At 70.3% G+C, this 18,292-nt stretch carries 18 protein-coding genes; 10 read left to right on the plus strand and 8 right to left on the minus strand.

From position 1 onward, the window contains the following. Nucleotides 1-36: 36 nt before the first annotated feature. The 5 genes from sufU (at nucleotide 37) to ACSDQ9_RS11475 (ending at nucleotide 5,072) form a co-directional block, all read left to right on the plus strand. Entirely contained in the window at nucleotides 37-498 is a 462-nt protein-coding gene (gene sufU, locus ACSDQ9_RS11455; protein ID WP_435147105.1) for a Fe-S cluster assembly sulfur transfer protein SufU, read from the plus strand. 98 nt (nucleotides 499-596) lie between these two features. Further along, the gene (locus tag ACSDQ9_RS11460) at nucleotides 597-884 is read left to right on the plus strand and encodes a metal-sulfur cluster assembly factor (RefSeq protein ID WP_435147208.1); all 288 of its coding nucleotides are present in this window, start codon (nucleotides 597-599) and stop codon (nucleotides 882-884) included. 85 nt (nucleotides 885-969) lie between these two features. After that, complete coding sequence (locus ACSDQ9_RS11465; RefSeq protein WP_435147107.1) at nucleotides 970-2,568, plus strand: ABC-F family ATP-binding cassette domain-containing protein; 1,599 nt, start codon at nucleotides 970-972, stop codon at nucleotides 2,566-2,568. 43 nt (nucleotides 2,569-2,611) lie between these two features. Continuing rightward, nucleotides 2,612-3,175, plus strand: a complete 564-nt coding sequence (locus ACSDQ9_RS11470) for a helix-turn-helix domain-containing protein (RefSeq protein ID WP_435147110.1) — start codon at nucleotides 2,612-2,614, stop codon at nucleotides 3,173-3,175. 16 nt (nucleotides 3,176-3,191) lie between these two features. Beyond that, nucleotides 3,192-5,072 (plus strand): ABC transporter ATP-binding protein, encoded by a 1,881-nt coding sequence (locus ACSDQ9_RS11475; protein ID WP_435147211.1) that lies wholly within the window; start codon nucleotides 3,192-3,194, stop codon nucleotides 5,070-5,072. A 34-nt stretch (nucleotides 5,073-5,106) separates the two neighbouring features. On the opposite strand, the gene ACSDQ9_RS11480 is transcribed toward ACSDQ9_RS11475, so the two are convergent. The 3 genes from ACSDQ9_RS11480 to ACSDQ9_RS11490 all read right to left on the minus strand — a co-directional run bounded on the left by ACSDQ9_RS11480 (nucleotide 5,107) and on the right by ACSDQ9_RS11490 (nucleotide 7,235). After that, nucleotides 5,107-5,877 carry an SDR family oxidoreductase gene (locus ACSDQ9_RS11480; RefSeq protein WP_435147111.1) on the minus strand — a complete coding sequence of 257 codons (771 nt, stop codon included), beginning with the start codon at nucleotides 5,875-5,877 and terminating at the stop codon, nucleotides 5,107-5,109. Next, the gene (locus tag ACSDQ9_RS11485; RefSeq protein WP_435147113.1) at nucleotides 5,858-6,736 is read right to left on the minus strand and encodes an SURF1 family cytochrome oxidase biogenesis protein; all 879 of its coding nucleotides are present in this window, start codon (nucleotides 6,734-6,736) and stop codon (nucleotides 5,858-5,860) included. Before ACSDQ9_RS11485 ends, ACSDQ9_RS11480 begins: the two co-directional genes overlap by 20 nt. 136 nt (nucleotides 6,737-6,872) lie before the next feature. Beyond that, on the minus strand, nucleotides 6,873-7,235 hold the full coding sequence (locus ACSDQ9_RS11490) for a DUF3099 domain-containing protein (protein WP_435147115.1): 363 nt from the start codon (nucleotides 7,233-7,235) through the stop codon (nucleotides 6,873-6,875). A gap of 68 nt (nucleotides 7,236-7,303) precedes the next feature. Here ACSDQ9_RS11490 and fabG point away from each other — a divergent pair, with 68 nt between their 5' ends. The 3 genes from fabG to ACSDQ9_RS11505 are packed head-to-tail and all read left to right on the plus strand — an operon-like array spanning nucleotide 7,304 to nucleotide 10,594. Continuing rightward, nucleotides 7,304-8,035, plus strand: coding sequence for a 3-oxoacyl-ACP reductase FabG (fabG, locus tag ACSDQ9_RS11495; RefSeq protein ID WP_435147117.1), 732 nt, complete (start codon nucleotides 7,304-7,306; stop codon nucleotides 8,033-8,035). A gap of 46 nt (nucleotides 8,036-8,081) precedes the next feature. Beyond that, nucleotides 8,082-8,855 carry an enoyl-ACP reductase FabI gene (fabI, locus tag ACSDQ9_RS11500; RefSeq protein WP_435147119.1) on the plus strand — a complete coding sequence of 258 codons (774 nt, stop codon included), beginning with the start codon at nucleotides 8,082-8,084 and terminating at the stop codon, nucleotides 8,853-8,855. 5 nt (nucleotides 8,856-8,860) lie between these two features. After that, nucleotides 8,861-10,594 (plus strand): Mur ligase family protein, encoded by a 1,734-nt coding sequence (locus ACSDQ9_RS11505; RefSeq protein WP_435147121.1) that lies wholly within the window; start codon nucleotides 8,861-8,863, stop codon nucleotides 10,592-10,594. A gap of 19 nt (nucleotides 10,595-10,613) precedes the next feature. On the opposite strand, the gene ACSDQ9_RS11510 is transcribed toward ACSDQ9_RS11505, so the two are convergent. The 5 genes from ACSDQ9_RS11510 to ACSDQ9_RS11530 form a co-directional block, all read right to left on the minus strand. Then, complete coding sequence (locus ACSDQ9_RS11510; protein ID WP_435147123.1) at nucleotides 10,614-11,600, minus strand: hypothetical protein; 987 nt, start codon at nucleotides 11,598-11,600, stop codon at nucleotides 10,614-10,616. Next, on the minus strand, nucleotides 11,597-12,283 hold the full coding sequence (locus ACSDQ9_RS11515; protein ID WP_435147125.1) for a hypothetical protein: 687 nt from the start codon (nucleotides 12,281-12,283) through the stop codon (nucleotides 11,597-11,599). The genes ACSDQ9_RS11510 and ACSDQ9_RS11515 overlap by 4 nt, the downstream gene beginning before the upstream one ends. Nucleotides 12,284-12,289: 6 nt before the next feature. Then, nucleotides 12,290-15,019, minus strand: a complete 2,730-nt coding sequence (gene cphA / locus ACSDQ9_RS11520) for a cyanophycin synthetase (protein WP_435147128.1) — start codon at nucleotides 15,017-15,019, stop codon at nucleotides 12,290-12,292. A gap of 60 nt (nucleotides 15,020-15,079) precedes the next feature. Beyond that, nucleotides 15,080-16,021: a cyanophycinase gene (locus ACSDQ9_RS11525; RefSeq protein ID WP_435147130.1), complete on the minus strand. Its 942-nt coding sequence runs from the start codon at nucleotides 16,019-16,021 to the stop codon at nucleotides 15,080-15,082. A gap of 117 nt (nucleotides 16,022-16,138) precedes the next feature. After that, nucleotides 16,139-16,891, minus strand: a complete 753-nt coding sequence (locus ACSDQ9_RS11530; protein ID WP_435147131.1) for a hypothetical protein — start codon at nucleotides 16,889-16,891, stop codon at nucleotides 16,139-16,141. An 86-nt stretch (nucleotides 16,892-16,977) separates the two neighbouring features. On the opposite strand from ACSDQ9_RS11530, the gene ACSDQ9_RS11535 reads away from it, so the two are divergent. Then, nucleotides 16,978-17,778, plus strand: a complete 801-nt coding sequence (locus tag ACSDQ9_RS11535) for an ABC transporter ATP-binding protein (protein ID WP_435147134.1) — start codon at nucleotides 16,978-16,980, stop codon at nucleotides 17,776-17,778. A gap of 3 nt (nucleotides 17,779-17,781) precedes the next feature. Next, nucleotides 17,782-18,264 carry an NfeD family protein gene (locus tag ACSDQ9_RS11540; RefSeq protein ID WP_435147136.1) on the plus strand — a complete coding sequence of 161 codons (483 nt, stop codon included), beginning with the start codon at nucleotides 17,782-17,784 and terminating at the stop codon, nucleotides 18,262-18,264. The last annotated feature ends 28 nt before the right edge of the window (nucleotides 18,265-18,292 follow it).

Here is an 18,292-nt window from a genome sequence, read left to right on the forward strand (position 1 = left end):
GGTCGAGGACCGTCAACTGGCAGAGGGGGGTCGCGCATGAGCATGGGCAGCATGGAGTCGCTGTACCAGGAGATCATCCTCGACCACTACCGCGAGAAGCACCACAGCGGTCTGCGCGACCCGCACGACGCCGAGGTGCACCACGTCAACCCCAGCTGCGGTGACGAGCTGACGCTGCGGGTCAAGCTCGACGGCGACACCATCGCCGACGTCAGCTACTCCGGCGTGGGATGTTCGATCTCGCAGGCCTCCACCTCGGTGATGAGTGATCTGGTGATCGGCCGCTCGATCGCCGACTCGATGGAGTTGTACGAGGAGTTCCGCGTGATGATGGACTCGCGCGGACTCGCCGAACCGGACGAGGACCGCTTCGAGGACGCCATCGCGTTCGTCGGGGTGAGTCAGTTCCCGGCCCGAATCAAGTGCGCGCTGCTGGCCTGGGCGGCGATGCGCGATGCCACCAGCCAGGCCGTCGCAGCCCGCGAGGAGAACGCATGACCACCCCCACCACCCCCGAGTCCCGTCCGTCTGATTTGGTGAAGGACGACCTGCCCGACATCACCGCGCCCAGCGCGCGCGCGTCCGAGGACGACGTGATGGAGGCGATGAAGGACGTCGTCGACCCCGAGCTGATGGTCAACGTCGTCGACCTCGGCCTCGTCTACGGCGTGCACCTGGACGAGCAGAACAATGCGACGCTCGACATGACGCTGACCAGCCCCACCTGTCCGCTGACCGACCGCATCGAGTACGACACCCAGTCGGTGCTCGAGGGTCTGGTCAACTCGGTGGCGATCAACTGGGTGTGGCTGCCGCCGTGGAGCCTGGACAAGATCACCGAGGACGGCCGCGACCAGCTGCGCGCCATCGGCTACAACGTCTGATCGCCCCCGATCGGGGTGGCCCGGCCGGTTGACGGGCGGGTGAATCCGGTTTGGCGGCTCGTCGCGCGACTGGGAGAATGGGTCAGTGCTTCAGGTTCGTGACGTCGAGGTGCGGGCGGGTGCCCGCCTGCTCGTCGAACCCATTTCCTTCCAGGTGATCGCCGGCGACAAGATCGGCCTCGTCGGCCGCAACGGCGCCGGCAAGACCACCCTCACCAAGATCTTGGCGGGGGAGGGGCACCCGGCGGCGGGCACCGTCACGCGCACCGGGCACCTCGGGTACCTGCCGCAGGACACCAAGGACGGCAACCTCGAGGAGCTCGCCCACAACCGCATCCTGTCGGCCCGTGGCCTTGACGACGTGTTGCGGCGGCTGCGCCGCTACGAGCTCGAGATGGCCGAGACCGATGGTGAGCGGCGCGAGCAGGCCATGCGCTCCTACGAGCGGGCCGAGGCCGAGCACGTGGCCGCCGGCGGGTATGGCGCCGAGGCCGAGGCGGCCCGCATCGCCGCCAACCTCGGGCTTCCCGAGCGGGTGCTGACCCAGCCCCTGAAGCAGTTGTCGGGTGGGCAGCGGCGCCGCGTCGAACTGGCCCGCATCCTGTTCTCGGGTGCCGACACCCTGCTGCTGGACGAGCCCACCAACCACCTCGACGCCGACTCGATCATCTGGTTGCGGGGCTGGCTGCAGGGTTATTCGGGCGGGCTGATCATGATCAGCCACGACACCGGGCTGCTCGACGCCACCATCAACAAGGTCTTCCACCTCGACGCCAACCGGGCGACCATCGACATCTACTCGCTCAACTGGAAGCTCTACCTGCAGCAGCGCGAGCAGGACGAGAAGCGCCGCAAGCGTGAGCTGGCCAACGCCCAGAAGAAGGCGGACGCCCTCAACGCCCAGGCCGAGAAGATGCGCGCCAAGGCCACCAAGGCCACCGCCGCCCAGAACATGATGAAGCGGGCGGAACGGCTGCTGGCGGGGGTCGAGGGTGAGCGTGAGGCCGACCGCGTCGCCCGGATCGCCTTCCCGACCCCGGCGCCCAGCGGCAAGACGCCCCTGATGGCCGAGGATCTGTCGAAGTCCTACGGGTCGCTCGAAATCTTCACCAGCGTCGACCTGGCGATCGATCGCGGCTCCAAGGTGGTCATCCTGGGGCTGAACGGCGCGGGCAAGACCACCCTGCTGCGCATTCTTGCGGGGGTCGAGTCGTCCGACACGGGCGCGGTGTTGCCGGGCCACGGGCTGAAGCTCGGCTACTTCGCGCAGGAACACGACCTGCTCGACCTGCGGGCGACCGTGTTGCAGAACATGCAGGCCTCGGCGGCCGACATGAACGCCACCGACTGCCGCAAGGTGCTGGGGTCGTTCCTGTTCACCGGTGACGACGTCGACAAGCCGGCGGGCGTGCTGTCGGGTGGCGAGAAGACCCGACTCGCGCTGGCGATGCTGGTGGTCTCGGCCGCCAACGTGCTGCTGCTCGACGAGCCCACCAACAACCTCGACCCGGCCTCGCGCCGCGAGGTGCTCGAGGCCATCCGCACCTATCAGGGGGCGATGGTGCTGGTCACCCACGACGAGGGCGCCGTCGAGGCGCTCGAGCCCGATCGGGTGCTCCTGCTCCCTGACGGTGTCGAAGACCTGTGGAACGCTGAGTACGCCGAGCTGGTCTCGCTCGCCTGAGCCGACCCAGCGCACCGACGAGCCGTCGGACGAAGGAGGAACCGTGTCCCTGACCCCCCACCAGCGGGTGCTGGGCGAGTCGCGTCAGCAGGTGGCCGGGCTGGTCGTCGAGCGCTACCGCGCCGGTGAGAGCGTGCGTTCGATCGCGGCCGACCTCGGACGAAGCTACGGATTCGTGCACCAGATCGTGCGCGAGGCGGGTGAGCCGCTGAGGGCACGCGGGGGAGACACCCGCAGTGCCGAGGCGAGGGCGCGCCGGGTGGGGTCGTCCGCCACCGTGAGGCTGGGTGCTGGGGTGACACTGGGTTCTGGGGTGACGCTGGGTGCTGGGATGACGCTGGCTGCTTCGGGTGCTGCCGGGGCGGACGAGCCGACGCCTCGGCCCCGCAGGAAGCCGTCATCGGCGAAGGGATCGTCCGGGAAGAAGTCGGGCTCGAAGGGCCGCAAGAAGCCCGCCGCGAAGAAGCCCGACACGAAGAAGCCAGTGAAGAAGTCCGACGCGAAGAAGTCGGGGGCCCAGAAGTCGGACGCCCAGAAGTCGGAGGCCAAGAAGTCGGGGGCCAAGAAGTCGGGCTCGAAGGGCAAGAAGAAGGCCGCCAAGAAGTGAGGGTTCACGCGTGAGCATGGCTCCGGGCGCAGGCATGATGATGCGCCAGTACTCGAAGGGTGACGAGCTGAAGGGCGCGTCGCTCAAGTCCGGAACCTGGCGGCGCGTGTTGGGGTACGGGCTGCCGTACCGGGGAATGCTGGCCGTGTTCCTCATCGGGGTCGTGATCGACGCCGCCCTCGGGGTGGTGCCGCCGCTGCTGCTGCAGCGCCTGGTCGACCACGGAGTGCTGGCCGGGAACGCCCGCGTGGTGGTGCAGGTGGCCCTCGTGGTCGCCGGTGTCGCCCTGCTCGAAGCGGTGGTGGGCACGTTCATCACCTGGTGCTCGGCGAGCATCGGTGAGGGGCTGATCCGCGACCTGCGCATCCAGGTGTTCGACCATGTGTCGGCCATGCCGGTGGCCTTCTTCAGCCGCACACAGACCGGCCAGTTGGTCTCTCGGCTGCAGTCCGACGTGATCGGCGCCCAGCAGGCCTTCACGTCGACGCTGTCGCGGGTGCTCTCGAACGGCCTGTCGGTGGTGCTGGTGCTGGTCGCGATGGTGGCGCTCGACTGGCGGCTGGCGGTCGCCGCGGTGGCACTGTTCCCGCTCGTGCTCATTCCGACCCGCCTCGTGGGTCGACGGGTGGCCGCCCTGCAGCGCCGGTCGATGCAGATCAACGGAGACCTGTCGGGCCTGATGACCGAGCGGTTCTCAGTCTCGGGGGCGCTGCTCGCCAAGCTGTTCGGCACCCCGCAGCGGGAACATGACACGTTCGCGGTTCCCGCCAACCAACGCCTCGACATCGGGGTCAAGATCGCCATGATCGGACGATTCTTCGCCGCCGCCCTCGTGCTCGTGGCGGCCCTGGCAACCGCCATGGTCTATGGCGTCGGCGGCGTGATGACGGTGCGAGGCGTGCTCACCATCGGCACACTGACGGCCTTCGCCGGACTGCTCGGGCGGCTGTACGGGCCGATGCAGGCCCTGACCACGGTGCGCGTCGACATCATGAGCGCCCTGGTCAGCTTCGAGCGGGTCTTCGAGGTGCTCGACCTGCCGGTGCCGATCACCGATGCCCCCGATGCCCGGGACGTGACCGGCCCCGGATCGGTGGTGTTCGACCACGTCAGCTTCGCCTATCCCGACCCGGCGGCCTACTCCCTGGCCTCCCTGGAACCGGCGGGGTCGTCCACCGAGACCCCGACCCGGCCCGTGGTGCCCGAGGGTGGCCAGGCCGTGCTGCGCGACGTCTCGTTCAGCATCGAGCCGGGTCAGACAGTCGCCCTGGTGGGGCCGTCGGGGGCGGGCAAGACCACCATCACGCATCTGCTGGCCCGCCTCTACGACGTCGACGCCGGCCGGGTTCTGTTGGGTGGCACCGACGTGCGCGAGATCAGCCTGGCGTCGCTGCGGCGGCTGGTCGGCTACGTCACCCAGGACGCCCACATGTTCCACGACACCCTGCGGGCCAATCTGGCCTACGCCAGCCCCGACGCGACCGAGGAACAGATGCGGGCCGCCCTGGCGCAGGCGCAGGTGCTCGAGCTGGTCGACCGGCTGCCGCAGGGGTTGGACACCCTCGTCGGCGAGCGCGGTTATCGCCTCTCGGGCGGCGAGCGGCAACGGCTGGCGATCGCTCGGTTGCTGCTGGTGCAGGCGCCCATCGTGGTGTTGGACGAGGCCACCGCCCACCTCGACTCACGCTCCGAGCAGTCGGTGCAGCGGGCCCTGGACGCCGCCATGGAGCAGCGCACCTGCGTCGTCATCGCGCACCGGTTGGCCACCGTGCGGCACGCCGACCAGATTCTCGTGGTGCGTGAGGGGCAGATCATCGAGCGCGGCACGCACGCCGAGCTTCTGGCCGCCGGCGGACCCTACGCCACGCTGTACGCGACCCAATTCACGGACGACTGAGCGGTCACCGACGACTGAGGGGTCACGGGAACCCTCAAAGCGCCCGCATCACTCCGCCGTCGACCGGTACCAGACAGCCGGTGACGTAGCTGGCGGCATCGGAGAGCAGGAAGGCGGCGACCCGGCCGAACTCGTCGGGATCGCCCAGTCGACGCAGCGGGATCGACGCGGCCGCCTGCTCGCGTGCCGCGACCGGATCGCCGGCCCCACTCCACAGCTGCTCGAGGCGCTCGGTCGCCACCGAACCGGGCAGGAGGCCGAAGGCTCGTCCTCCCTGCGGGCCGATCTCGTCGGCGAGTTGCTTGACGAGCATGCCCAGGCCGGGGCGCAGACCGTTCGAGATCGCCATCTGGGCCAGGGGTGCCTTCACCGAGGTCGACAGCACGAAGCCCAGACGGCCGGCCGGTTGGGCCGCCACCACGGCGCGCGCGGTGCGCAGGGCCGGCAGGAAGACCGACCCGAACGACTCCAGCCACTGGGCGTCGGGGGTGTCGAGCACGCTGCCGCGGGGTGGGCCGCCCACGCTGACCAGCGCGCCGTCGAGGCGTCCGTGGGCCTGCAGGGCCAGGTCGACGGCCCGCTGCGGAGCATCGGGGTCGGCCAGGTCGGCGGCGAGACTCACGGCTCGGTCGGCGTGGTCAACCCGGGTGGTGAGCGAGTCGACGGCCGCGGCAAGAGCGTCCGCGCGGCGGGCGACCAGCACGACCTTGGCGCCCTCGGCCACGAGCGCCCGGGCCGAGGCGAGCCCGAGGCCGGTACTGGCGGCGGTGACGACGAAGACGCGGTCAGTCAGTCCGAGATCCATCGCTGGTCTCCTTGTCAGGGTCTGGTTGGTGGTCAGGATCGGGGTGGTCAGGATCGGTTTGGTGGTCAGGATCGGTTTGGTGGTCAGGATCGGTTTGGTGGTCAGGGTCGCGCCGGCGGGCCGCCGCCAGGGCCCGCTCGCGTCGCGTGCGGCGATCCTTCAGGTCGCCCCGCACCAGAATGGCTGCCCCGCCGACGGCGATGGCCGTGAACAGGAACCACTGGATGGCGTAGGAGAAGTGGGGGCCCTCGTCCAACTCGGGCACCCCGATCGGCTTCAGCACGGGGGCGTCGGCGGGGGTGGAGCTGATCAGTTGGATGTAGCCATCGGCGAGGTCGAGCCCCAGGGTGTCGCCGATCACCGGGGCATTGATCAGCCGCACATTGCCCTCGACCGGTCGGGTGGCGCTCGCCTTGCCGTTCTCGTTGCGACGCACGTAGCCCACGATGGTCACCTGCCCGACGGGGGTGGCGGGCAGGTCCGACTGGGTCTGGTTCTCGGGGCGGGGGATGAATCCGCGGTCGATCAGCACCAGGCGTCCGTCGGCGGTCATCAGGGGGGTGACCACCTCCATGCCGGCGTCGCCGCCGACGTTGCGGTAGCGCACGCGCAGGCTGTGCTCGGCCTGGTAGGCGCCGGTGACGGTGACCCGCTGCCACTGCTGCTCGTCGGCGATGGGGCCGGTGAACACCTGGCTCCAGTCACGCACCGGCTGCTTCTCGTAGGTCGCGACCCGCGAGTTCGACTCGCGGCGCTGCTCGAGCCGGTGCAACTGCCACTCGCCCAGGCGAACGAAGACGGCCGCGAGGATCGCCACGAACACCACCAGCACGACCCAGCGCACCCACAACTTCTGCACCCGACCAACCTACCCGCGTGCAGGACGCGCACCCGAACGGCCCATCGTGGCCCAGCTGGGGAACGAACCCCGTTTCGGATGCGCATTTCACACAAAACTGCGCCCGTCGCGACGCCGTGGAGCGGCCGGGGGGCGGTCAGTCGTCGTCGCCAGGAACCACCTGGCCCTGGATGACCTCGCCGCTGGTGATCTGCGGAACCGGCGCCGGGTCGTCGCTCTCGTCGGGGGCGGTGGGTGCGGTGTAGGGCTTCGACGACACGTTCGCGAGCATCACCGCAAACGCCGGGATGACGATGGCCCCCGCTGCGAACGCCCACCTCCACGGGCCCGGGGTCACGATCAGCCCGAAGAAGCAGGCCACGCGAATGCCCATCGAGATCAGGTAGTTGCGTTGGCGCCGGTGACGGTCCTCACTGCGGCCCGGTTGCGCATCGGTGACCGACGTCGCGGGCTGGTCCCGCCGACCGGCCCGGTGTTCGTGGCTCGCCTGACTGGACACGCCGCCAGCCTACGCCCGAGCCGGACGGTGACTGACACGGCCACGTCGGGGGCGATAAGTTGCAGGGCGTGAGTGACTCAACGCAATCATCCACCGTCGCCCGCAGCGTGCTGGTCACCGGTGTCAGCAAGGGCATCGGACGAGCCATCGCCGCCGACCTGGTGGCGGCCGGTCACCAGGTGGCCGGCACCTACCGCTCCGGCGACGTGCCCGAGGGCGTGCTCGGCCTCGTCTGCGACATCACCGATCCCGAACAGGTCGAGGCAGCCTTCGTCGCCGCCGAGCAGGCGCACGGGCCCGTCGAGATCCTGGTGGCGAACGCCGGCATCACCAAGGACGGCCTGCTGATGCGCATGTCGGAGGACGACTTCGCCTCGGTGATCGACACCAACCTGACCGGCACCTGGCGGGTGGTGAAGCGCGCGGTGCGCCCCATGATGAAGCAGCGCCACGGCCGCATCGTGCTGATCAGTTCGGTGGTGGGGCTGCTCGGCTCCGCCGGCCAGGTCAACTACTCGGCCTCCAAGTCGGCGCTGGTGGGCATGGCCCGCAGCCTCACCCGCGAGGTCGGCAGCCGGGGCATCACCTGCAACGTGGTGGCCCCCGGGTTCATCGAGACCGACATGACCGCGGTGCTCTCCGACGACGTCATCCTGGGCTACCGTGACCGCATCCCGGCGGCCCGGCTCGGGTCGGTCGACGACGTGACGGCGGCCGTGCGATTCCTCACCAGCGACGCCTCCGGCTACATCTCCGGAGCGGTCGTCCCGGTCGACGGCGGCCTCGGCATGGGCCACTGAGCCCACCCCATCCCGACACCCATCACCCGACGAAAGCGACAGAACCGTGGGAATCCTCGAAGGCAAGAACATCCTGGTGGCGGGCGTCACCATGAACACCTCCATCGGCTACGAGGTGGCCCGGCTCGCCCAGACCGAGGGCGCGACGGTCGTCGTCTCCAACTTCGGACGAGCGCTCTCGCTGACCCGTCGGGTGGTGCAGAAGCTCGACCCGGTGCCGCCGGTGCTCGACCTCGACGTGACCAATGACGAGCAGTTGGCGGGGCTGGCCGACGCCCTGCGCGCCGAGGGCATCGACCGCCTCGACGGGGTCGTGCACTCCATCGCCTTCGCCCACCCCGAGCGGGCCCTCGGTGGGGCCTTCCTGACCACCGCGTGGGACGACGTGGCCACCTCGCTGCAGGTCTCCGCCTACTCGATGGCCTCGCTCACCATGGCCTGCAAGCCGCTGTTCGGCGAGACTGCTTCGGTGGTCGGCCTCACCTTCGACGCCACCATCTCGTGGCCCTCCTACGACTGGATGGGCGTGTCGAAGGCGGCCCTGGAATCGACCAGCCGCTACCTCGCCCGCTACCTGGGCAAGGAGGGCGTGCGCTCCAACCTGGTGGCGGCCGGGCCGCTGCAGACGATCGCCAAGAAGGCGATTCCCGGGGCGTCCAGCTTCGACGACGTGTGGGCCGAGCGCGCACCGTTGGGCTGGGACCCCACCGATCTCGGGCCCACCGCGCGCGGGGTGGTGGCCCTGCTGAGCGACTTCTTCCCCTCCACGACGGGTGAGGTCGTGCACGTCGACGGCGGCGTGCACGCTATGGGCGCCTGACCGCCATGGCGACCGGTTCGCAGACCGGCGGTGCGGCCAAGGTGCTGCTGGAGCATCGCCTGCTGGAGGGCGCGAACGTCTACTTCCCGCGGCCAGCGGTGAAGCTGACCTTCGACGTCTCGGGGCTGGCCGGTCGCCCCACGCCCCAGATCGTCTCGCTCGCCCGGGCCGCCGGACTGCGGTCGACGGCGGTGGGCGATCCCGACTCCGAACTGCGCTGGTTCACGCTCACGCGGCTGGTCAGCTCGCTGACGCGGCAGGTCGCGCACCGGGGCGGGGTCGTCCGGTTGGCGGTGCGAGCGCGTCGGGGGAGCGCTCCCGGTGAGGTGATCGTCGCGGTGCCCTGGCGCCACACCGGCAAGGTCGACGCGCTGGCGGCCGGCATCGCCGAGGTGCTCGACGCCGCCGGGTCACGGCGGCGGACGATCGAGGCGGCGCTCGTCCGCGCGGGTGAGCGACTTCGGGAGGCGGACGAGGGGGACGAGCCCCGCCTGATCGACCCGACGGTGCCGGTGGTGGGCATCACCGGTACCAATGGCAAGACCACCACCAGCCGCATGATCAGCCACATCGCGATGACGGCGGGCAAGCACGTCGCCTGGTCGAGCACCGAGGGGGTGCACCACGACGGGCGTCTGGTGGTCGACGGTGACTACTCCGGCCCCGGTGGGGCCCGGGAGGTGTTCCGGTGCTCGCCCCTCGACCTGGCGGTCACCGAGACGGCCCGGGGCGGGATTCTCCGGCGCGGTGTGGGCGTGCGCCGCTTCGACGTCAGCGTGGTCACCAATGTCTCGGCCGACCATCTGGGCCTCGAGGGCATCGACACCCTCGACCAGTTGGCCGAGGTGAAGGCGGTGGTTCCGCGAATCACCAAGGCCAAGGGCTGGACGGTGCTCAACGGGGACGACCCGCGGGTGTTCGCCATGCGGCACCTCTCGGAGGCGAAGCCCTGGATCTTCTCGCCCGATTCCACCTCTCCGTCGCTGCGCCAGGCACTGGACGAGGGCGGTCGCACCACCACCGTGCTCGACGGCACGGTCGTCGTGGTCACCCATGGGCGGGTGCAGCGGGTGGTCGACCTCGTCGACGTGCCCATGACGCTCTGCGGGCTGTCGCGGGCGAACGTCGAGAACGTGCTCGGGGTGACCAGCGCCGCCCTGGCGTTGGGGTTCAGCGTCGATCAGGTCAGGGCCGGATTGACCAGTTTCCTGCCGGAACGGAACAACCCCGGACGCATGGCCGTGTGGCTGCACCAGGGGCGCATCTTCGTCATCGACGTCGCCCACAACGAGGCCGGTCTGCAGGCGCTGCTGGACATCTGTCAAGGCGTCAGAGCCCCCGGCGGTGGGCTGCTGCTGAGCCTGTCGATGGCTGGCGACCGGCAGGCCGACGCCTTCCACAAGCTGGGCGAGATGGCCGGTCTGGCCGCCCAGCAGGTGATCTACACGCGGACGAACAAGTACCTGCGCGGCGCCGATCCCGAGCAACTGGCTGACTGGGTGGCCGAGGGCCTGGAACCGACGGGCACGCGGCTGTCGGCACGGCTCGACACCGAGATCGACGCCTTCGAGTGGGCGATGGCGCACACCCAGCCGGGCGATGTCGTGGGCTTCATGTCACACCAGCAGCGCGACGAGGTGAAGGCCCTGATGGCCGCCGACGGGGGCCACGCGGCCTCACCCGACGAGATTCGCGAATTGGTGATGGCCGCCCGCGAGGCCGCCACCACCCAGGCCTGAGCAGGGCGGGCGGTCAGCGTCACTCCGCTCGGGCGTCCACCACCGGGGTGGCCAGCCCGTGGCGGCGGAGCGCGTCGGCGATGGCGTCGCTGGTGACCTGCGAGCAGGTGCGGTCGTCGCCGTCACCCATCACCCTGGCGCCGGAGAGGTAGGAGCCTCGTCCGACGTGCTTGAAGGGGCCGACCCGCACCACCGACAGCCGGCCGTCGTCGAGTGCCCGGCGCCACGACGAGTGCCGCGCCCAGCGGCGCCGCCCCGGGAAGATGATGGGGGCCAGCCAGCGCGCCTGCCAGTCGCGAGCCCCCTCCAGGTGGGTGATGCTGCCGCAGCGGTCGAGCCCGGGGTCGGCGTTGAGTACCCCGCCCAGCGAGATCAGGTGCACGGTGGCCCCGGCGGCGCCCAGGTACCAGGCGGCTCCGGCCGCGATCTGCGCGCCCCCGCTCCAGCCGAGCAGCACCACCGACTGGCCCGGCCCGGGGCGGTACCCGGCGGCCCGCAGTTGGCTCCAGATGGTGGTGGCGATGCCCGCCGAGAACACCGGACCGTACCGGTGGTCGGCCGAGACCAACACCTGGAAGACATTGCGCAGGTTGATCACCATCGACAGCACCGAGGCCAGGCCGCGCCTGCGCTGCAGGGCCACGAGCACCCGCCACAGGGGTGAGCTGCGGCGTTCATCGGTGAGCCCGCGGTTGTCGACCGCGTAGGGGTAGATGGTCGACACCACGGTGAGATCGGCGAACTGGCGCTCCAACCGCCGCAGCAGCGGCTGCTCCCACCGCGGCACCAGCCCGTGGTCATAGCGGGCGATGCCCGACAGGTAGACCACGTGGCAGCGGTGCTCGGACGAGTCCGCCGCCTCGGCCAACGCGGCGGCGACGTCGGCGCGCGCGAGGGCGGTGGCCCGGCGACCGCGGGTGCGCCACCAGGTGAGGGACTCCAGGGGCGCGATCATCCAGGCCAGTACGGCCAAGGCCACCAGCCCGACCACCACGTCGAGGATCATGGGCGCGCCGCGGGTCCGTGGGTGTGCACCAGCTCACCGGCGGCCGTCGGGGCCGCGAGCTGGTTCATCATGTCGCTGGCCGTCAGCAGGCGTCGGGCGCCGGTCAGTCGTCCCCACACGGCCCCGCGCAGGGCTGACAGCGGGGCGCGGAGCAGCGACCACACCACCATGCGGGCCACCCAGGCGACAGTGACCACCACCAGCGACCACCAGCGATGGTCGATCACCGCGGCCGTCAGCCCCCACATCACCAGGAACTGCCACACGTGCAGCAGCCGCTCGAACAGCGGACCGAGAAAGGGAGTGATGCCGACCCATTCGAACCACAACGGCGCCAGCGAGAGCAGCACCACCGCCAGCACCGTGGTGATCGGGGGAGTGGGCCCCGGCGTCACCAGCAGCACCAGCCACACCAATCCCGCCTGGGTGGCATGCGTGAGCACCATCTGCGTGGCGGTCAGCAGGCCGGCGAAGGCCACCCCGAAGCCGCGGATGTTGTTGATCACCAGCAGTCCGAGGTCACCGAGCAGGCCGGCGAACGCCGCCACCAGCGGCACCCCCAGCAGCACCACCCAGTACCGCAACGTTGACTCGCCGACCACCAGGTCGAGGGCCCGCTCGGGGGTGGGGCCCACCAGGGCCACCCAGGTGCGCCACACCAGCCCGACGGGATCGAGCGTCATCGAAGCTCAGTCCTTGTCGGTCGGGGTGGCGCGATTGCCGTAGGTCTCAAGCTCGGCCATCACGCTGCGATGCGAGTCGGGGCAGATCACGACCAGGTCGCCGGGCGAACTGAGCGCCATCGCGTGCCGGGTGGCCTCCAGTTCGTCGAGCACGGTCTCGACCCCTGAGCAGCGGGCTCCCTGGGCCATCGCCTCCTCGATGCCAGCCACGGTCAGTCGGGCGGTCTCCCCGACGGCCCGGCCGCGGGTCTTCGCATCCTCGCGCACGATGATGTGGTCGAAGTGGCGGGCGGCGACGCGTCCGAGCTCGGCGATGTCGTCGTCTCGGCGGTCACCGGCGGTCGCGATCACGCCGATCCGGCGCAACGACTTGCCCGAGGTCTGCTCCACCTCGACGGCCGTTCGGTCGACGAAGTCGCCCAGCATCACCATGCCGGGGGCGTTGTGGCAGTAGTCGATGATCACCGTGCGGCCCTCGATGGTGATCTCGTTGAGCCGCCCCGGGGCCAGGTAGTAGCTGGTGTTGAACGTGCGCAGCCCCTGCCGGATGTCGTGCAGCGACGCTCCCGACACGTACGCGGCGGCCGCGGCCGCCATCGAGTTCTGCACGTTCATCAGCGCGCGACCCCCGAAGGTGGCCGGCAGCAGGTGCGTCCAAGCGATCTGCATGGAGCGTCGTCCGTCGCGCACCATGATGCGGTCACCCATCTCGGACGAGTCGAGGACGACGGCCTGTCCACCACGACGGCAGTGGTCCTCGACCATGTCGCGGGCGGGGTCGCCGGGCTGCTTCATGGTGAACCAGATCACTCGTCCCGAACAGGCGCGACGCATCTTGGCGACGTGCGGGTCGTCCGCGTTCAGCACGGCGTACCCGTGCCGGGGCACGGCCTCGACGACGACCTGCTTGACCGCGGCCAACTGCGACAGGGTGTTGATGCCGCGGATGCCCAGGTGGTCGGGGGTGACGTTCAGCACCACCGCGACGTCGTTGTAGTCGTAGCCCAGACCCTCGCGCAGGATGCCTCCGCGGGCCACCTCGAGCACGGCGAAGTCGACTCGGGGGTTCTGCAGCACCATCCGCGCCGAGCGCGGGCCGGAGGCGTCCGCCCTGATCACCAGCCGCTCGTCGATGACCACGCCGTCGGTCGAGGTCATGCCGACCTTGCGGCCGATGCCCTTGAAGATGTGGGCGATCATGCGGCTGGTGGTGGTCTTGCCGTTGGTCCCGGTCACCGCGACGATGGGGATGCGACTCGGGGTGCCGGCCGGGAACAGCATGTCGATCACCGGCTTGGCGATGTACTGCGGGTCGCCGATGGTGGGGTGGGTGTGCATGCGGAACCCGGGTGCGGCGTTCACCTCGCAGATGCCGCCCCCGGTCTCGCGCACGGGCTGGGTGATGTCGGGGCAGATGAAGTCGATGCCCGCGATGTCGAGGCCGATCAGGCGGGCGGCCTCCTCGGCGATCTCGATGTTCTCGGGGTGCGCCTCGAAGGTGCGGTCGATCGAGATACCACCGGTCGACATGTTGCCGGTCAGGGTGAGCTGCACCACCTGGCCCTGCTCGGGAACGCCATCCATGGTCAGACCCTGCTCGGCGACCAGATCGATCGCCGCCTGGTTCACCGAGATGCGGGTGAGCACCTTCTCGTGGCCGACACCGCGGCGGGGGTCGGCGTTGGTGATCTCGACCAGCTCGCTGACGGTGTGCTCGCCGTCGCCGACGACGTGGGCGGGCACGCGTTCGGCGATGGCCGCGATCTGCCCACCGATCACCAGACAGCGGTAGTCGCGGCCCGTGATGAAGCTCTCGACGATCATCTGACCGCGCCGCGACTCGGCCTTCGACTCGTCCCAGACCGCGGCGATGGCCTCGTCATCGGCGAGGTTGAGCTTCACCCCTCGTCCGTGGTTGCCGTCGAGCGGCTTGATGACGACCGGGTAGCCGATGCGGCGCGCCTCGCGCTGGGCGTCGGCCAGGGTGCGCACCGACACCGACCGGGGCACCGGCAGGCCGGCGTTGCCCAACAGCTCGAGGGTGAGGTTCTTGTTCGAGGCGATGTCGACGGCGATGTTCGAGGTGCGCGACGTCATCGTGGCGCGGATGCGCTGCTGGTGCACGCCCTGACCCAGCTGGATCAGGCTCGAGGTGTTGAGCCGCTGCCACGGAATGTCGCGGGTGACCGCCTCGTCGACGATCGCCTGCGTGGAGGGGCCCAGCGCGTAGCGTTCGGCCGTCTTGATCAGCTTGTCGATCTCGGGACGAAGCTCGAAACCCTCCTCGGGGCTGACGAGGTGATTGACCAGCCGCACCGCCAGGGCGCCCGCCGCCAGGCCGACGTTCTCGTCCTGGTAGGCGTAGATGACGTTGTACTTGCCGGGTTCGCCCTTGACCGAGCGGGTCTTGCCGCGGCGCGCCTCGTGGCCCACCTGGGTCTGCAGCTCGATGGCGACGTGCTCGGCCACGTGGCCGACCCAGGTGCCCTCGTGCAGGCGTTCCACGAAGCCACCCTTGCGACCGCGCGAGCAGTGGTGGTTCCACAGCCCCGGCAACAGTTCGTGCAGCGTGTCGGCGAAACCGGGCAGCAGGTTGGTCGGGAACTGCTCGAGCACCCCGAGGTCGACCACCAGTTGCACCACCTGCTTGTAGTGCCACACGTTCGGGCCGCGGAAGATGCGCGAGGACTCGATGGTCAGCTCGGGGGCCGGAACCAGATCGGTGGTGTCGTTCATGGGCTGCATCTTTCCACGTGGGGTGCGGGATTCCGGGTGATGGTGGTGAGCCGGTGGGGCTCAGCTGGCCTCGGCGCCGGACGAACGTCCGCGCGACTTGCGCTTCTCGTAGCGCAGCGAGTTGGCGCCCTCGGAGGCGATGTCGCGCGCGAGCTGGCGCAGCGAGTCCGCGGCCGCCTTGATCTCGCGCTTCTCCGACAGCGGCACCCGCTTGGCCACGGGCAGGTAGGTGCGCGAGGCGACGTCGAACTGCTGCCCGGCGGGAAGGATGTGCATGGTCACCCCCGAGACCAGCATCGGCTGGGTCTGCTGGGCGGTGGGGGCGTCCGAGATGGCGTGGGAGCCGTCGATGATGGTGACCGCCCCGCGGCCCACCACCGTCAGGATGCCGTCGGTGAACACGGCTGCCGTGTCTTCGTCGACCCCCAACCCGAGCAGCGCCGGTGACTGCGCGACGAGTGCCAGCAGGCGCCCGTAGCGGTTGCGTTGGGCGAAGTGCTGGTCGAGGATCACCCCCGGCACGAGACCGAGACCGCCGGCCATCTGGCCCATCCGCTGCTTGGGGGTGGGGCCGCCCGCCCCGAAGGCGATCATGTGTTCGGCCAGGATCGAGCAGCCCGCCGAGGTTCCGCCCACGACGGCTCCACGCTCGTGGGCACGCAGAATGGCGTCGCCGACGGGGGTGCCGGTGATCACGGCGGTCAGTTTGAGCTGGTTGCCGCCGGTCATGAAGATGCCGGACGCGCCGTCGATGCGCTCCACCAGCGCCGGGTCGTCGGCCTCGAGCCGGGTCTGCGGACGAACCTCGAGCACCTCCCGGGCACCCAGCGAGGTGAAGGCAGCGTCGTAGACGTCCATCACCTCGGGGCCCAGCGACGATGCGGTCGGAATCACCACGATGCGGGCATCGGTGCCACCGGCGGCCTTGAGGAAGGCGCGCAACACGGTGCGGCGGCTGAGCTTGGCCTCGGCGCCGCCGATGGCGAAGATCGGTCCAGACATGCGAGTCACCCTAGTGAGCGGGCGATGGCGCCGACGGGGTGAAACACCGCGCGGACACTTCTTCACACGATCGTTGCACGCCCGGCGAGATCTGCTGGCGGAGCTGGGGGCCGGCGATCAGCGCATGGCGTGCAGGGGCCACGAGCAGGCGGCCTGCACCGCCTCGAGGCAGGTGTCGACCAGCGGTGCCAACACGCGCTCCCGGGTGAGCACGCCGTGGGAGTGCAGCACCGTCTCGGGTTGGTCGAGGGCAGTGACGCAGGCGGCGTGCACCACCAGGGCGCGATCGAGCAGCACCTGTGAACTGCTCGGGTAGGCCGGCCCCAGCCGCACCGACAGGGTGCTGTCGGGCCGGGTCCCCCCGGTCACACCGAGGTCGGTGAGGGCCTCGGCTGCGTCGGCCAAGGCGGCGGTGAACGAGCGTGCCGCCTCGCTGGGGGTGGCCTCGATGACCGGACGATCCGCCCGCCACACCCGCCACTGCACCGCCTCCGGCTCGGGGTGGCCCAGCGGCAGCCCCAGCCACGCCGCCCCTCCGGTGTGGGGGAGCGCCACCGGGGCCCCGAGTTCCAGGGCCCGGGCCGTCAGCTCACGCGGGCCGCGCAGGCCACCGGCTCGTCCGTGGCGGGGGAGAGCCACCGCCCAGGCCGGGGGGCGACCGCCCGCGTCGGTCGAGCCCGCGCGGACGGCTCGGGTGAGCGCGACCCGCAGTGTGTGGGCGCCGTCGCCGAGCCCGAGGGCCTCGTCCGGGTCGGTGGCGTGCATCACCAGACCACCGGCGAGCAGCGCGTGCTCGGCCGCGGGCAGGGTGGCGACTCCCGCGGCGACGGTGTTCAGGGCGACCACGAGGCGCAACGTCTCGACGAACACGGGTCCTCCCTCCGTCGGGCAGCGTCCGGTCCGACGTTGGGCAAGGCTAGCGCCGGGGCGCTCGTCCGACCCGCTAGGTTTGAGCCATGAGCGTTGTGGTCGAACTGGACGGTGTGGGTGTCGTGCGCGGGCGGGCAACCCTGCTCGACGACATCACGTGGTCGGTTCGTGAGGGGGAGCGGTGGGTGATCATCGGCCCCAACGGTGCCGGCAAGACGACGCTGCTGCAGATCCTGGCCGCCCAGATGTTCCCCTCGCGTGGCCTCGTCGGGCTGCTCGGTGAGGTGTTGGGCACCGTCGACGTGTTCGAACTGCGCCCCCGGATCGGGGTCACCTCGGCGGCCCTGGCCGACCGGGTGCCCAAGTCGGAGGCCGTCGACGACGTCGTGATGAGCGCCTCCTACGCCGTGCTGGGTCGCTGGGTCGAGGAGTACGACCCGATGGACGTCGACCGGGCCCGGGAGTTGATGGCGCAGATGCGCGTCGACCAGTTGGCCAATCGCACCTTCGGCACGCTGTCGGAGGGCGAGCGCAAGCGCGTGCTGATCGCGCGCGCCCTGATGACCGACCCCGAACTGCTGTTGTTGGACGAACCGGCCGCCGGCCTCGACGTGGCGGGCCGCGAGTCGCTGGTCTCGACCCTCTCGGAGATCTGCACCGACGAGTACGCCCCGGCGACCGTGCTGGTGACCCACCACCTCGAGGAGATTCCCGCGGGCATCACCCACGCCCTGCTGCTCAAGCAGGGTCGGGTGGTCACCGCGGGGCCGATCGACGAGGTGCTCACCTCGGCAACCATGAGCGAGACCTTTGACCTCGAACTCGACGTCGAGGTGGACCGCGGCCGATGGACGGCCCGGGCGGCACGGCGCCTGGCGCAGGAGTGAGTCATGGGTGAGTGGTTCCGGGACCATCTGTGGGCGGCGTGGCTGGTGCTCGCGCTGGTGCTGGCCGGCGCCGAGATGCTCACCCTCGATCTGACACTGCTGATGCTGGCCGGCGGCGCGCTGGCCGCGGCCGGGGTGGCGGTGGTGCTGCCCGGTGCCTGGCTGGTGCAGGTGCTGGTGGGGGTCGTCGTGGCGCTCGCGATGCTGGGGCTGCTTCGTCCGACCTTGTTGGCGAAGATTCGCAAGGCACCCGGCTATCGCAACTCGATCACCTCGCTGGTGGGGTCGACCGCCGTCACCAGCAGCGCCATCGACCGCGGCCACGGCGAGGTCAAGGTGAACGGCGACACCTGGAGCGCGCGCAGTTGGGATGCCGACGTCACCATTGACGTGGGCGAGGAGGTGGAGGTCTTCGAGGTCGAGGGCACCAGCCTGATCGTCTACCCCAAGAATCGACCCCTGGGAACGAACCAACGGGGAAACTGACTCGGCCCACCGGCCGGGCAACGCAGGG

Source organism: Aestuariimicrobium soli, from assembly GCF_051192575.1.
GTDB classification, from domain to species: Bacteria; Actinomycetota; Actinomycetes; order Propionibacteriales; family Propionibacteriaceae; genus Aestuariimicrobium; species Aestuariimicrobium soli.

Excerpts from the sequence above, each read along its gene's own strand:
- ACSDQ9_RS11510 (WP_435147123.1), bottom strand. The coding sequence starts at position 11,600 with ATGATCCTCGACGTGGTGGTCGGGCTGGTGGCCTTGGCCGTACTGGCC.
- ACSDQ9_RS11535 (WP_435147134.1), top strand. The coding sequence starts at position 16,978 with ATGAGCGTTGTGGTCGAACTGGACGGTGTGGGTGTCGTGCGCGGGCGG.
- ACSDQ9_RS11460 (WP_435147208.1), top strand. The coding sequence starts at position 597 with ATGGAGGCGATGAAGGACGTCGTCGACCCCGAGCTGATGGTCAACGTC.
- ACSDQ9_RS11515 (WP_435147125.1), bottom strand. The coding sequence starts at position 12,283 with ATGACGCTCGATCCCGTCGGGCTGGTGTGGCGCACCTGGGTGGCCCTG.
- ACSDQ9_RS11475 (WP_435147211.1), top strand. The coding sequence starts at position 3,192 with ATGGCTCCGGGCGCAGGCATGATGATGCGCCAGTACTCGAAGGGTGAC.
- cphA (WP_435147128.1), bottom strand. The coding sequence starts at position 15,019 with ATGAACGACACCACCGATCTGGTTCCGGCCCCCGAGCTGACCATCGAG.
- ACSDQ9_RS11525 (WP_435147130.1), bottom strand. The coding sequence starts at position 16,021 with ATGTCTGGACCGATCTTCGCCATCGGCGGCGCCGAGGCCAAGCTCAGC.
- ACSDQ9_RS11540 (WP_435147136.1), top strand. The coding sequence starts at position 17,782 with ATGGGTGAGTGGTTCCGGGACCATCTGTGGGCGGCGTGGCTGGTGCTC.
- ACSDQ9_RS11480 (WP_435147111.1), bottom strand. The coding sequence starts at position 5,877 with ATGGATCTCGGACTGACTGACCGCGTCTTCGTCGTCACCGCCGCCAGT.
- ACSDQ9_RS11505 (WP_435147121.1), top strand. The coding sequence starts at position 8,861 with ATGGCGACCGGTTCGCAGACCGGCGGTGCGGCCAAGGTGCTGCTGGAG.
- sufU (WP_435147105.1), top strand. The coding sequence starts at position 37 with ATGAGCATGGGCAGCATGGAGTCGCTGTACCAGGAGATCATCCTCGAC.